This window comes from Algibacter aquimarinus, from assembly GCF_039543265.1.
Taxonomy (GTDB): domain Bacteria; phylum Bacteroidota; class Bacteroidia; order Flavobacteriales; family Flavobacteriaceae; genus Algibacter_B; species Algibacter_B aquimarinus.
Window position 1 is genome coordinate 147,199 of sequence record NZ_BAABJK010000002.1, and the last position, 15,633, is coordinate 162,831.

11 protein-coding genes are annotated in these 15,633 nt (G+C 32.0%); 3 read left to right on the forward strand and 8 right to left on the reverse strand.

The features are described 5' to 3' along the window. Positions 1-5: 5 nt before the first annotated feature. The 8 genes from ABD939_RS00735 to ABD939_RS00770 form a co-directional block, all read right to left on the reverse strand. Complete coding sequence (locus tag ABD939_RS00735; RefSeq protein ID WP_345163245.1) at positions 6-1,346, reverse strand: Gfo/Idh/MocA family protein; 1,341 nt, start codon at positions 1,344-1,346, stop codon at positions 6-8. Between the two features lie 5 nt (positions 1,347-1,351). Beyond that, positions 1,352-2,719, reverse strand: a complete 1,368-nt coding sequence (locus ABD939_RS00740; RefSeq protein ID WP_345163248.1) for a 3-keto-disaccharide hydrolase — start codon at positions 2,717-2,719, stop codon at positions 1,352-1,354. 340 nt (positions 2,720-3,059) lie between these two features. After that, positions 3,060-4,499, reverse strand: coding sequence for an aldehyde dehydrogenase (gene aldA / locus ABD939_RS00745; RefSeq protein ID WP_345163251.1), 1,440 nt, complete (start codon positions 4,497-4,499; stop codon positions 3,060-3,062). A gap of 73 nt (positions 4,500-4,572) precedes the next feature. After that, positions 4,573-5,721 carry an alpha-hydroxy acid oxidase gene (locus ABD939_RS00750; protein WP_345163255.1) on the reverse strand — a complete coding sequence of 383 codons (1,149 nt, stop codon included), beginning with the start codon at positions 5,719-5,721 and terminating at the stop codon, positions 4,573-4,575. 14 nt (positions 5,722-5,735) lie between these two features. Next, on the reverse strand, positions 5,736-7,025 hold the full coding sequence (locus ABD939_RS00755; RefSeq protein WP_345163259.1) for a class II aldolase/adducin family protein: 1,290 nt from the start codon (positions 7,023-7,025) through the stop codon (positions 5,736-5,738). 64 nt (positions 7,026-7,089) lie between these two features. Beyond that, a complete protein-coding gene (locus tag ABD939_RS00760) occupies positions 7,090-8,463 on the reverse strand; it encodes an FGGY-family carbohydrate kinase (protein ID WP_345163262.1) in 1,374 nt (457 codons plus the stop codon). Positions 8,464-8,473: 10 nt separating this feature from the next. Next, on the reverse strand, positions 8,474-9,754 hold the full coding sequence (locus ABD939_RS00765) for a sugar isomerase (protein ID WP_345163264.1): 1,281 nt from the start codon (positions 9,752-9,754) through the stop codon (positions 8,474-8,476). Between the two features lie 93 nt (positions 9,755-9,847). Further along, on the reverse strand, positions 9,848-11,953 hold the full coding sequence (locus ABD939_RS00770) for a bifunctional aldolase/short-chain dehydrogenase (RefSeq protein WP_345163268.1): 2,106 nt from the start codon (positions 11,951-11,953) through the stop codon (positions 9,848-9,850). Between the two features lie 408 nt (positions 11,954-12,361). Between ABD939_RS00770 and fbp the strand changes: the two genes are divergently transcribed. From fbp to ABD939_RS00785, 3 genes are all read left to right on the forward strand, one after another. Next, complete coding sequence (gene fbp / locus ABD939_RS00775) at positions 12,362-13,381, forward strand: class 1 fructose-bisphosphatase (protein WP_345163272.1); 1,020 nt, start codon at positions 12,362-12,364, stop codon at positions 13,379-13,381. A gap of 40 nt (positions 13,382-13,421) precedes the next feature. Continuing rightward, positions 13,422-14,468: a GntR family transcriptional regulator gene (locus ABD939_RS00780; RefSeq protein ID WP_345163275.1), complete on the forward strand. Its 1,047-nt coding sequence runs from the start codon at positions 13,422-13,424 to the stop codon at positions 14,466-14,468. A 116-nt stretch (positions 14,469-14,584) separates the two neighbouring features. Then, the gene (locus ABD939_RS00785; RefSeq protein ID WP_345163279.1) at positions 14,585-15,631 is read left to right on the forward strand and encodes a GntR family transcriptional regulator; all 1,047 of its coding nucleotides are present in this window, start codon (positions 14,585-14,587) and stop codon (positions 15,629-15,631) included. The last annotated feature ends 2 nt before the right edge of the window (positions 15,632-15,633 follow it).

Sequence of the window (15,633 nt, forward strand, 5' to 3'; positions counted from 1 at the left end):
TGTTTTTAAAATACTGGATCCCAGCCAGACTCATATGTACGAGACCACAGTTTCATAGCATCTCTATCGAACATTTTACCTGTTTTGTCATCAATATCAAAACCTTTGTTCACTCTATAAGATATGTTTGCATAATGCACCATAGCCATACTTTTACTAGCATCATCAATTGGCGCAGTTAATTTAGCCTTCCCACGAATAGTATCAAACATATTTTGAACATGTTTAGTTGAGGTGTCTCCACCACCACCTAGTGCTGTTCCGGCTTCTTTAGATGCTGAGTCAAATTCTTTAACTAACATACCTTTGCGGTCATATAAAATATATTTATTCCTGTTTACAAATACAGAACCTTCTGTTCCATAAATAACAGTTCCGCGTCCTGATCCATAAGTACTGTAACTATTTCTTGACTTTCCGTCCCATTTAATAACCTTATTGTCTTCGAATTTAAAGGTAGCCTCCATATCATCATACATTTCCCATCCATCATCTGAAAAATGACGCTTCTCTGCTTCTACATAAACACTCTGTGGAAAATCTACCTTTAATGCCCATCTTGCAACATCCAACTCATGTGTTCCATTATTTCCTGCTTCAGCAGTTCCATAACTCCAACCGTACCAATGCCAGTTATAATTCCAAGTTTCTGATGTATAATCTCTTCTTGGTGCTGGACCTTGCCATAAATCCCAATCTAAACCTTCTGGTATGGCTGCGCTTTTCTGTAAAGGTACTCTTCCACGTCTGTTATTATAAAAAGCTACTGCTTTGTATGGTTTTCCAATTACTCCGTTATGGATTTCGTTAATAATTTCTATAGTATGTCCTGATGAACGTTGCTGATTTCCCATTTGAACCACTTTATTAAAATGCTTTGAAGCTTTAACAAGTTGCTCATTTTCATACATATTATGACTACATGGCTTCTCTACGTAAACATGTTTCCCTGCTTTCATTGCCATAATAGAACCTGGTGTATGCCAATGGTCTGGTGTTGCATTTATTAAAACATCAACATTTTTATCATCCAACACTTTTCGTATATCGTTTTCTAATTTTGGTTTGTAATTTATGTGCTCTCTAAAAGCTTCTAGTCCCTTTAAACGCTGACTTTCCATAACATCACATAGATACAATAATTTCACGTTGCTTTCTTTTAGTGCAATTGGTTGTTTAAAAGCCCCCATTCTTCGTCCTAATCCTGCTATAGCAACATTTAAGCGTTCGTTAGACCCAATAATATTATTATAACTTTTAGCTGACATGGCCATAGCAGAATTCCCTATAGTTACTGCAGCTCCTGCTAATGTTGTTTTCTTTATAAAGTTTCTTCTTGATGTCATAATATTTAAAGTGATTTAATTTTAATATTTTTAAAAGCAACTCTATCTCCATGATCTTGCAGTAAGATTTGCCCTTTTTCTAATAAACCAAAACCTGGCCATTTGTCATATTTACTTTCTGAAACTAGTTTTAAGAATGCTTCGCTACCGCGTTCGTATTCTAAGACTTTCATGCCATTAAGCCAATGTTCAACATGTTTATTTTTTGAAATAATGTAAGCGCTATTCCATTCTCCAATAGCATTCATAGGTTTTTCTGGATTCGCTTGAATTAAATCATATAATGAGCAAACTGTTCTACTACCTTCGTGACTCCCAAGTTTTGCATCTGGGTGCAACGCATCATCTAAAATTTGATACTCTAAACCAATAGAAGAACCGGGTCCTTTATTAAGATTAGTATCTACATAATATTTAATACCACTATTAGCTCCAGCAGTTAATTTAAAATCTACTTGTAATTCAAAATCCCCATACAATTCTTCTGTAACTATATCGCCACCTGCTGCAGATTCTGCTCCGCCTGATGATAATACAATTAATTCACCATCTTTAATTTCCCATCCTTGTTCTGGAAAAGCATCTAATTTTGCTCCACGCCATCCATTTGTAGTCTCACCGTCCCAAAGCATTTTCCAACCTTGTTTCTTCTCATCTATAGTTAATTGATTTTTTGTTATAATTGGTTTTAATGGTGATTTTTGTGAATATTTATCTAAATTTTCAGTTAGAATTTTTACATTTTTCCATGAGATAGTAGTTCCTTCTTTCTTATCACCGTGAATACTATGTACTTGTAATCCAATAAAACCTGATGCTGTTTTATCATCTATCAAATAAGCTGCTGGTACATTATTTATCCAAGTTTTAATTGTGTCTCCAATAGCCTCAACTCTGTAATGATTCCATTCGTTTTGTTTGAATGCTTTTTGAGCTTCAGGATTATCAGTTAAAGGATTTAACCATTTTCTTCTTTTCTCATCATAAATACCTGCACTCCAAGCGCGCTTTGATGGATCAATTTCAATCTGATAACCATGTACAATACCATCTCTATAATAAGGAAAACTATTTGATCTTATTTGAATACCTGAGTTCATACTAGGATCTACCAAGAAATCTAACTCCAATATAAAATCATCATAATAGGTATTTGTTGTTAAAAAAGTATTAGGGGTATTCTTTACTGTTGTACCAGTTACCACACCATCCTCAACAACATATGTAGCATTTCCGCCCTTAATATTCCAGCCATCTAAAGTGTCGCCTTTTATTAATAACTGCCAAGGTGTGTCGTCTTTTTTTGTTTGTGAACAGCTTGTAAAACAAATGATTGTAAAAACAATTACAGTCAAATTTAAAATTTTAGTCATTTTTATAATTTTATATTAATCTTATTTGCACCAAAGTAAATTTATTCATGAAGTATTCCATCCTGTACTATGAGGTTTTTCTTTAAATAAAAACTGTTTAAAAATAAAGCTTTTAAGCAGTTCTAATATTGAAAATATATTATTGATTTATGACATTAATTCAAATCTAAAAACAAAATACCACATAAAAACTGGGTCAGTTTTGTTAAAGATTATTACATTGAATAAAGACAAAATATACTAAAAAAATATTCTCGAAAATAGTTTAACGTTCTTAAATATTAGAAATAAAAAACTCAGCCTAAACAGCTGAGTTTTTTAATTTTTTTTTGAAAATATTTTAATAATATTTAGCATATACAACTCGAGTATGTAAATATTCTTCCATACCATATTTACCATCTGCACCACCTACTCCTGATTTTTTCCAACCAGCATGAAAACCTTGAATTGCCTCAAAATGTTCTCTATTTACATAAGTCTCTCCAAAATGCAGACCATTTGTAGCTCTCATAATGTTATTAAAGTTTTCTGAAAATATTGAAGATGTTAATCCAAATTCTGAGTCATTAGACATTGCAATGGCTTCATCTAAAGTATTAAATTTCATGACAGGCAAAACAGGTCCAAAAACTTCCTCTTGAATAATTTGACTATCCTGACTACAATTTGTTAAAACAGTTGGCTCATAAAAATAACCTCTATCAAATTTATCTGGTCGCTTACCGCCAACTAATACTTCTGCTCCTTCTTTTTTGGCAAATTCAACCATTTCAGAAATCTTGTCAATCTGCGACTTAGAAACCAAACTACTCATATCTGCATTTGTTCCTGTTAGAGCATCTTCAACAGTAACTTGACTCATTTTTTTAGTAAGTTTATCAACAAACTCATCATAAATACTATCTTCAACATAAACGCGCTCAGCACAATTACAAACTTGTCCGCTAAAAATCACTTTTGATGATACTATAGAATTTAATGCTAATTCCATATTAGCATCAGCACAAACAATGGCTGGAGCTTTTCCTCCTAACTCTAATGATACTTTTGTAATATTTTCAGCCGCTGCAGCTATAATTTTTTGACCAGCACCAACACTTCCTGTTAAACTAATAATACCCGTAATAGGGCTTTTTGAAAGCGCATTACCTACCGTTCTACCTGATCCACAAACAAAATTTAAAACACCTGCTGGTAAATTTATCTTTTGAATAAAGTCTGCAAACTCCATTACAGTATTAGGAGCCTCAGAACTTGGCTTAATAACACAGGTATTACCCGTTATTAAGGATGCTGCTACTTTACGAGCCATTACAAAAAATGGAAAGTTCCAAGGACAGATACCCACAGCTACTCCAATAGGAACTTTGTGAAGATAAATATGTTCTTTTTCTCTATCACTTTGAATTATCTCTCCTTCTATTCTGCGGGCCCAACCTGCATTATAATCAAAGTAATCTGCAGTTACATCTATTTCAACTTGTGCTAAACCAATAACTTTAGCTTGTTCTTTAGAAAGTGTTTCTGCTAAAAAAACTCTGTTTTCTCTAATAACGTCAGCCATCTTATGTAAAAAACTAGCTCTTTGAATAGCCGGAAGTGCTTCCCATGCTGGTTGTGCAGCTTGGGCAGCCTCTAAGGCATTATTGGCATCATCTACAGTTCCTGAAGAAATAGTGCTAATTACTTCTTCAGTACATGGATTTAATATTTCAATAACAGATGTAGCTTTTGAGTCTACAAATTGTCCATTAATGTATTGTTTATAATGTTTCATAAGTTTTAGTTGGATTAATTATGCATTAAAAGAATTTGGTTAATAATTCATTTTTACATACAATTTATAAGTACTATTTTATTAAATGATTAGGAAAATCTGTTGTTTTCTCACAACACAATTGTTCCATAACTTGTTGTAATTCTGTTTTTAACAATGATATAGTATGGTTCCCTCCTTTTTTCCCTAAAGCTGAAACACCATACATAAATGAGCGTCCCATAAAGGTAAACTTAGCACCACTAGCCATGGCTCTAGCAACATCTGGTCCTGAACGAATACCACTATCCATCATAACCTCTATTTGGTCTCCATATTTTTCAGCGATAGTCGCTAATGGCTTAATTGTAGATTGCCCTGCATCTAGTTGGCGTCCACCATGATTTGAAACTATTATACCGTCTAATCCCAGTCTGATTGCCTGTTCCGCATCATATTCTGAAGCTACACCTTTTAAAACAAGTTTACCTTTCCACATATCTCGGATAGGTTTAATTTTTTCCTCATTCAACCTTCCTGAGAAAGTTTGGTCCATGAATTTACCTAACTGTTTTAAATCTAAGTTTTTAGGCATATAAGGCAGTAAGTTTGCAAAGTTAGGTATACCATGTTTTAGAGTCTGTAAACTCCAATGCGGTCTACCAAAAGCTTGCAATATATTACTTAAGTTCATCTTGGGTGGCATAGCCAAACCGTTTCTTATATCGCGAGGCCTAAATCCAAAACTAGGCACATCACAAAGGATAACTAAAACTGGACATTCAGCAGATTCTGCTCTTTTAATAATATCATCTCGCAAGCTATCTTCTGTAGGATGATACAATTGAAACCATGCTTTACCTTCTGTTAATTCTGCAGCGCGTTCAATACTTGTAGTTGTAACCGTGCTAAGAATAAATGGAATATTGTGTTCAAAAGCAGCTTTAGCTAAAATTTCTGGTGAATTTGGCCACATTAACCCTTGAAGCCCTACTGGCGCAATACCAAATGGCGCATCATATTCAATCCCAAATAGATTAGTTTTTTGAGACGATCCGTGATGCTGTCTTAAATAGTTTGGTTTTAATTGAACCTCTCTAAGCTCTGATGTATTACGATATAAATTTACATCTTCATTACACCCTCCGTCTAAATACTCAAAAGCAAACTTTGGTATTTTTTCTTTCGCCCTAGATCTTAAATCATCAATAGACGGGTATCTGGTGTCAATTTTTATTTCCATGACTATTTATTGTTTTATGATAAAAACTTTTTTCTTAAATCCTCAACCTGTTCATCATTTATTGGCACCATTTCTCCCAAAGAATGGCCTAGAACAATAGATTTAGCACTAAATTCTGCAACTTCAAGATAATCAAATGTTTGTAATAATTTGTCTCCAGTCACAATCACCGAATCATTCTCTATAATTAATGCAGTTGCACAATCTTCAACCATTTCCGAGTTATTATTTTTTCTGAAATGATCTCCATATTTCAAAAAGTTTATGTCTTGCAAGAAAATCCAGCTTTCAGGAATTGTTCTTACATTTAAATGAGTACCTGTTACACCAAAAGCCATTAAATAAGGTGATTGCGTCATTATAATTGAATTCACATCAGGATTTTTATTGTAAATTTCTTGATGAATCCAAGTTGCTCTACTCGGTGTTTTTCCAGCTTCTCGCTTACCGTCCTTTATTTGAACGATATCTTCTAAATCTAAATCCCATCTATTAGCTCCAGTTGGAGTTATTAAAAAGTCGTTGTCTTTCCAACGCATAGACACTGTTCCATAAGAACTTATCATTAGACCTTGTTCACAAGAGCGTTGAACTATTTTACATATTTCTAATCGTTTTTCTACTTCTTCAGAGGTGTAACTTGTACTTTGCATTTCTGGAAGAACTCCTGTAGCCTGAGATTCAAATTCATCAATCTGTTCATCTGTTAAGTATTTAGGAGCACCTATTTGAGATCCATACAGTATTGTACTTGCACAGAACTCTAAAGCTTCAAAACGTTCATAAGCATCTGTTAAATCACTTCCACCTAAAACAGTTCCGTGATTTTCCATGATAACAGCTTTGTATCCTTTTTTAAATTCATCTGCAATTACTTCACCTAAATCTTCACTACCAGGTAATCTATATTTTGCGTATCCTATGGGACCACAAATGTGTTTTGCTTGCGAAATGATATTTGTATTTGGAATTTGACGAACAATACTAAATGACACCAAAGCTGGTGGATGCGCATGGATTACAGATTTAATATCTGGCCTTGCTTCATAAATAGCTTTATGAAATGGAAACTCTGAGGACGGTTTATGCTTACCAATAATAGTACCGTCTTTTTTTACACAAATAATATCTGATGCTCTTAAAGAGCCTTTATCTATTGCTGAAGGTGTCACCCAAATATTCCCTTCATCATCTATAATAGAAATATTACCTCCTGAAGTGGTTGTCATTCCTCTTTTATAAACTCTACTTATAATTTCTGTAATTTGATTTCGTGGGTGAACTAGTTCTATATTTTTTGACATTTTGAATGATTTGGAATTGAAAAGAAATGTGTTTTATTAAACTGTTATTTACTAATTGAAATTATTATCCACTAACTATGAACGGGACATGCTTTTTTAGAGCATAATTCTCTTTTAAGAATTTTGAATTTAATTTATTGTCTGATATAGAAATTGCTGCTCCTAATGCAGAACCAAGTGATGCATCAGTAGTACTAATTTTTTTATCTCTGAAATAATGAGATAATAACTTAATATAAATATCATTATTGCTAAAGCCACCATCTACATATATTCTAGCAATATGATCATCTCCTAATGCCTCTTTGATACATTTGATTTGTATGAGAACAAGCTCTGCCATTAATTGATGGTAAGCGTGTTCGTACTTATGATAAGATATTTGCGTTTTTTCAGGCATATCCTCATCTATTATACTCTCCCATTTATAACAATGTTTGAAGTCTTTAATGATTTCAAAATATGTATCATAATCAAACTTAACGGTACGATGGTAATCTTCTTCAACACCAAATTGTTTATCAAGTTTGGCAACCTGAACTTTATATTCATTACCTAAAAACATGCGGGTAGCTTTTACTGGCTTTCCATTAATACGCATGTAATTAATAGCATCTTTATCATTAACATCATCTGAAATAGGTTTTTCAGTAAATGGATTGAATACGATACTCCATGTTCCAGTTGACACTAAAACAAATTTTTTCTTAAGGCTTCTTACATACGGAAGCAATGCAGCAGAACTATCATGAATACCTACGCCTATTTTAATTCGGTTTCCATTATAATTCATATTAATACTTGTTTCGGTTGAAACTATAGTAGGTAAAATTTTATTGATACCTTCATTATAAACCCAACTATGGTAGTCTTTCTTTCCGTAATCCCATAGTGCAGTATGACAACCTATACTTGTGTATTCACTTAAAGGAATACCTGTAAAAATATAACTAAGGTATTGTGGTAAGTGTAAGGAGTATTGAATTTTTTTGAAAACTTCAGGCTTTTGTTTTTTCAACCAATACAGTTGTAAACCAGAATTTAGCATACTTAAATCGGCACATCCTGTATTTTTTAAAAACTCTTCTCTTGGACCATATGTTTCAAAAAACTCATTTACAATACTTTCAGGTAATGGTTTAGTATAGTTATAAAGTGGCGTTAATGGATTACCGTATTTATCTATATGAACAAAACTGGCTCCATAGGTTGAAAAATTTATCGCTTTAACCTCGTACTTATTCGTTTTTAGTATTTGATTAAATACGGTTTTAAGCCATTCTTTCAATGCTGGAAGGTTTTCAGTTGGATGCCCATCTTCATCCTCTATTTCGTCAAAAGAAATATACTCCTTATGAACTTCTTTAAAATTCTTATCGAATAAATAAAACTTTTTATTGGTTTTACCAATATCAAAAACTGCAGTTACCTTTTTCATACTTTAAAAATTAAAGTCCTGTAGCAACAGTATTCTTACCTCTCTCTTTAATAAGATTTCCTCTAACATCTAATGCTCTATAAGCATTAATTGGGTTTAATACACCGCCAGCATTTAAGCGTGCTTTTTCAAGTAATGGCCTTACATCTGTTCTGTAAGCACCTTGTAAAATTTCTTGACATTTTACAACATCATTATCTATTTGTGCAGCTTTAAGTGCAGCTTGATCAATTAGCATAGCCTTAGCATATGCTTCTTGTATTGCCTCTAATGATTGTATTAAATCTTCTAATGGATCTTTAACATTATGACTGGCATCTATCATCCAAGCTAAATCTGGATTCTGCGGATTATTTTGCATACCATATACTAATTCGTTAAAGATTAAGAATAATGCATAAGGTTTTATACTACCAACAGTTAAATCGTCATCACCATATTTGCTATCATTAAAGTGAAAACCACCTAATTTTCCTTTTAGTTGTAAAATCGATACAATTTGTTCGATGTTTGAATTTGGTAAGTGATGTCCTAAATCTACAAGTGTATAAGCTTTATCTCCACAACCATTTGCTAACATTAAAGAAGCACCCCAATCTTGGATAACTGTACTATAAAAGTTTGGCTCGTAAGGTTTGTATTCTACCAACATCTTCCAATCGTCTGGCAAACCTTTGTAAATATCTATTAAGCTGTCTTGTGTATTTTGAAAAGCTGTTTGAAAATTATTCTGTCCAGGAAAACAAGACCCATCTGCCAACCAAACAGTTAACGCTTTTGAACCTAGTTTGTTTCCTATTTCAATTACATCTAGATTATGTTGTATGGCCTGTTCTCTTACTGCCTGACTCGTATTACTCAACGAACCGTATTTATAACTTTCAGAAGCATCTTTTTGGTCTTGAAATGTGTTAGAGTTTACAGCATCAAATTTTATATTTAAAGCATCTGCTTGTTCTTTTACAGCTGCATAATCCGAAGGAATATCCCAAGGAATATGTAATGATACCGCTCCAGCTGTTTGAGTTAAATTGTGTAAAACACCAATATCGTCTATTTTTTGTTCTAGATTAGAAGGTTCTCCATAAAAAGAAAAACGTCCAAAGCGAGTACCACCAGCTCCTAACGCCCAACTTGGTATTGCAACTTGAAATGACACTAATTTTGAAACAATATCGTCAATATTATGTCCGTTTTTTGTCAATTTATTTGCTAAAAAATCAAAACTCTCGTTGTGATTTTCTAATCCTTTTTTGTTGTAATCTAAAATTTGATCTTTTTGTATTTTCATGACTTTAACTTCTTATAAAAAAACCTCCATAACTTCAATTTAGAATTTATGGAAGTTTTTAAAAACTAAACAACTAACTAATTTCTTATATATTTATCTAACAAATGCATTTGCCATTCCACCATCAACATTAATAATGTTTCCCGTAGACTTGTCTAGTATTCCTACTAGAGAGAATACGCCATTCGCAATATCATCTGGTGTGATGATTTCATTTAATAGATTTCTTTTAGCATAAAATGCTGGCAATTCTTCTACAGTAATACCATTTGCTTTTGCTCTTCCTTCTGCCCAAGCACCTTCCCATATCTTGCTTCCTACAATTACGCCATCAGGGTTTACGGTATTTACTCTTACTTTATCTTTTGCTAATTCAGCCGCTAATAATCGTACCATATGTTGCTGCGCTGCTTTTGCAGTACCATAAGCTACATTATTAGGTCCTGCCACTAAACCATTTTTACTTGCTATAGCAATATAATCACCACCAAGACCCTGCTTACGTGTTATAGCAGAGAATTGCTTCGCTAAGTCAAACTGACCTTTAACTAAAATACCTTGTAAAATATTCCAATCTTTATCTGTTGTTTCCAATAGAGGCTTAGAAATAGCTAATCCTGCACTGTGAACTATAATATCTACTCCTCCAAATTCAATACATGCTTTTTTGTAAGCATTTGCTATAGAGTCAGTATTAGTTACATCACAAACCGCATAAGTTGAAACATCTCTTTTATATGTTGCATGAGCTTCTTTTAAGCTTTCTTCATTTATATCTGTTAAAACTACATTAGCTCCTTCTGCAGCTAATTTATCTGCTATGGCTTTACCTATTCCACCTCCAGCACCGGTAATTAAAGCTACTTTACGAGATAACGGCTGCTCTTTTGGCATACGTTGTAACTTTGCTTCTTCTAATAACCAGTACTCAATATCGAAAGCTTCTTGTCTTGGTAAAGATGTGTACTCTGTAATAGCTTCTGCGCCTCGCATTACGTTAATAGCATTGATGTAAAACTCATTTGCTACACGAGTTGTTTGTTTGTTTTTTGCAAAACTGAACATACCAACACCCGGATAAATAATAATTACTGGGTTTGCATCACGCATTGCAGGACTATTAGCTTTTTTACAAGTATTATAGTAATCTGCATATTCTTGCCTGTATGCTTCAAAAGCTGGCTCTAACTTTTTGAGTATAGCATCAGCATCTGATAAATCTTCATTTTTATCTAAAGTTAAAACTAAAGGCTGAATTTTTGTTCTCAAGAAGTGATCTGGACAAGAGGTTCCCATAGGAGCCAATCGTTCTAAATCATTACTGTTTATATACTCCATTACCACATCAGTGTCAGAAAAATGACCTATCATTCTATTTTCTGAAGAACATAAACCTCTTAATAAAGGCATGATTTGAGCTGCTTTTTCTAAACGCTCTTCTTTTGGTAAGCTTTGTATTTTTTGCCCTCCAAAAACACTTCCTTTTTCTTTTATTTTCTTAGCAATAAATTCAGAAGCCATTTCAATAACTTCTAAACTATTCATATAACATTCATACGAGGTATCTCCCCATGTAAATAAACCATGGCTTCCTAATACAATTCCACGAATACCTGGGTTGTCTGCTAAACATTTTTCTATTTGTAGTCCTAAATCAAAACCTGGTCGTTGCCAAGGCACCCAACCCATTGTATCTCCCCAAATCTCTTTGGTTACTTGCTGACTATCTTTTGCAGCTGCTACTGCAATTAAAGCGTCTGGATGTAAATGATCTATGTGGGCAAATGGTAATAAACCATGAAGCGGTGTATCAATAGATGGAGCTTTACTATCTAAATCATAAATACAGTGATTAAATAAGCCCACCATTCTATCTTCATCCTCTAAACCTCCGTAAACATTTTTTAAGTCTCTTAGTCTCTTGGTATAAATACCTGCAATACCACTTCTATTTAAAGTACCTATATCTCCACCTGATCCTTTAATCCACATCACCTCTACATCTTCGTTAGTAAGTGGGTCCTTTTCAATGGTTCTGCAACTTGTATTTCCACCACCATAATTAGTGATTCTTAAATCTGCTCCTAAAATATTAGAACGGTACAAAAACAAATCTACTTGGTTGTCACCAAATGAAGCCGCTTTTGCTTCGTCCCACAAATAATCAACGTATTTAAAACTTTTAGTAATTTCTTCCATGTTAATTGTTAAGATAAATAATAATACACCAAAAATATATTTCAAAATAAACTTTTGTATCCTGTACTGTACCGCAAGGATAAATATTTACTATAAGAAACATAGTTTCATAGTTTACAAGAAGTAAAATAACAGGATGTGTTATGCTTATTTAATAATTTAATTATTGTCAATTTTACACTTTATAAAATCGTAGCACCATTAAATTATTAATGATTTTAAAAGTATTAAGATATTAAAAATGAATAAGCAATTCCCCAACAACATTAAATAATAATCTAACTTAAAAAAACAATTACAGGATAACGCAGGATACTTTACCCATTTTGAAAAGTTAGTTTTGATATTAAGCAATGAGAATTTAATGATTACTCGAGTTTAAAATCTTAATAACAGTATACTATTTTTATGGGGGATAAAAATTACAGTACCTTAGGTGAGTTTATCATTAATAATCAGCATGATTTTAAATATTCTTCAGGAGAACTTTCGCGATTACTTACCTCAATTAAATTAGCTGCAAAAATTGTTAATCATGAGGTAAATAAAGCTGGATTAGTTGATATTCTTGGAGCAGTTGGCGAAACTAATATTCAAGGCGAAGATCAACAAAAACTTGATGTTTATGCCAATGAGATATTTAAGTCTGCTTTAATTAACAGAGAAATTGTTTGTGGTATTACAAGTGAAGAAGAAGACGATTTTATAACCATACAAGGGAAATACAATGCCCACGACAATAAATATGTATTACTTATTGACCCACTAGATGGCTCTTCTAATGTTGACGTGAATGTATCTGTAGGTACCATTTTCTCAGTTTACAGAAGAATAACACCACCAGGTATGCCTGTAAGAAAAGAAGATTTTTTACAAGAAGGCAATAAGCAAGTAGCTGCGGGATATATTGTTTATGGCACATCAACTATGTTAGTTTACACCACTGGACATGGTGTTAATGGTTTTACGCTTAACCCAGCCATAGGTAGCTTTTATCTCTCCCATCCAGACATGAAGTTTCCAGAAGAAGGAAACATCTTCTCCATTAATCAAGGTAATTATGCACATTTTCCGCAAGGTGTTAAGGATTACATAAAATATGGTCAAGAAGAAAAAGATAACAGGCCTTATACCTATAGATATATAGGGTCTATGGTTTCAGATTTTCATAGAAACATGGTTAAAGGAGGTATTTATATTTACCCAACAAGCTCTAAAGCACCCAATGGAAAATTACGATTACTGTACGAATGTAATCCTATGGCTTTTTTAACAGAACAGGCTGGAGGTAAAGCAACTGATGGACATATAAGAATTATGGATATTAAACCTAAAGAACTACATGAAAGATCTCCTATTTTTTGCGGAAGCACTAAAATGGTAGAAAAAGCAGAGTCCTTTATGAAAAAATATACTAGCAATAAATAATTCAATAAAAAGACTTCTTCTCATTTAAAAAATTCAATTGATGGAAATACATAAATTTTTAAAAATAGATGAAGATTCAAGAATCCCAAAATACCAACAAATTGTCAACTCTATTATTGATAATATTTCAATTGGAAATTTTAAAATAGATCAAAAAATTCCATCAATTAATCGCCTAAGTGAAGAAGTTAATCTATCCAGAGATACGGTTGAAAAAGCATATAAAATTCTTAAAGAACGTAACATTATAATTTCTATAAGAGGTAAAGGTTTTTATATTTCGCGAACTAAACTTATTAAGAAATTAAATATTTTATTCCTTATAAATAAATTGAGCTGGTATAAAATGGAAATCTACCATGCCTTTATAAATAGTATTGGAACTAACGCATACATAGATCTTAATATTTATCATTGCGATGAATCTTTGTTTTTAAACATCTTAAATAAACATAAAAAGGCTTACGATTATTATGCTATTATGCCGCATTTTAAAAATAAAGACAACCAACACACCAGCACTACTACTGCAGTAACTCAAGCTTTAAATAAAATACCAAAAAACAAGCTTATCATTATGGATAATATGAAAATTCCAATAAGGAATAATATTATTACAGTTTATGAAGATTATGAAAAAGATATTTTTGGTGCGCTAAACGAAGGAATTAGTAAAATTTCTAAGTACAAAAAAATAATTCTTATATACCCTAAAAAAACAATTTACCCATACCCTAAACGCATTAAAAAAGGGTTTATTAAATTTTGTTCTAAGCACAACTTAGACTTTGAAATATTGGATAAGGTTTATAATGATATGGTACTTCTAAAAGGAGATTTATTTATTACCATTGAAGAAGACGATTTGATAAGCTTAATGGAACAAATAATAGAGAAAGAGTTAGTTTTAGGAGAAGATTTAGGCATTATTTCTTATAATGACACTCCACTAAAAGCACTTCTTGGTATAACAGTTATATCTACAGATTTTAAAATAATGGGAAAGAAAACATCTGAAATGATTTTAAATAATCAAAAGGGGAAGTTTAAAGTACCATTCTATTTTATAGACAGAGAATCTCTATAAATTTTATTTTTTTAAGAAAAACACTAAGCCGTATTGTGTTTTAAAAGTGTTTTATTAGATTTATTGTATTATTTCACTTTTTAAAAGAAAAAGTTATACTTTTCAAAAAAATTAAAATGGATCTAATCAAACATATTAAGATTGACGAAAATTCTAGGGTTCCCAAATACCAACAAATTATAGATTCTATTATTCATAATATTTCTTCAGGAAATTTAACCATAGATCAAAAAATTCCTTCCATAAACATGTTTAGTGAAGAGTTTTATTTATCTAGAGATACCGTTGAAAAAGCATACAGTATCCTTAAAGAACGAAACATTATTAAATCTATTAGAGGAAAAGGCTTTTACATTTCTAGAACACAACTAATATCTAAGGTTAATATATTATTTCTTATAAATAAATTGAGTTCATATAAATTGAGGACCTATAATCATTTTATAAACGCAATTGGAGCTAATTCTCATACTGATTTACATATATACCATTGTGATGAAACTTTGTTTTTAAATTTATTAGACAAAAACAAATCAGCTTATGATTATTATATTGTTATGCCACATTTTAAAACAGATGACTTAAAACATCAGAGTTTTAGTGATAAAGTACTTAATGCCATAAATAATATACCTCAAGAAAAGCTTATTCTTTTGGATAATAGTAAACCTGTTTTTGGTAATCATACAGTAGAAATTTATCAAGATTTTGAAAACGATATCTATTTTGCTCTTAAAGAAGGTTTAGATAAAATAAAAAAATACGAAAAAATCATGTTGATATATCCTGAAAAAGCAGTATACCCATACCCTAGAAGGATTTTACATGGTTTTAGAAAATTTTGTGTTGAGTTTAAATTAGATTTTGAAATTCTAGAAAAGGTTTATGATGACATGATTTTAAAAAAAGGCGATTTGTTTATTACCATTGAAGAAGCCGATTTAGTAAACCTTGTAAAGCAGGTAAGAGAAGATGAATTTGAATTAGGTGAAGAAATCGGCATAATATCTTATAATGATACTCCTTTAAAAGAATTGTTAGGAATTACTGTAATGTCTACTGATTTTAAAGTTATGGGAGAAACTGCTGCGCAAATGATATTGAACAAATCAAAAGGAAAAATAAAAGTACCTTTTAATTTTATTGAGAGAGATTCCCTTTAATA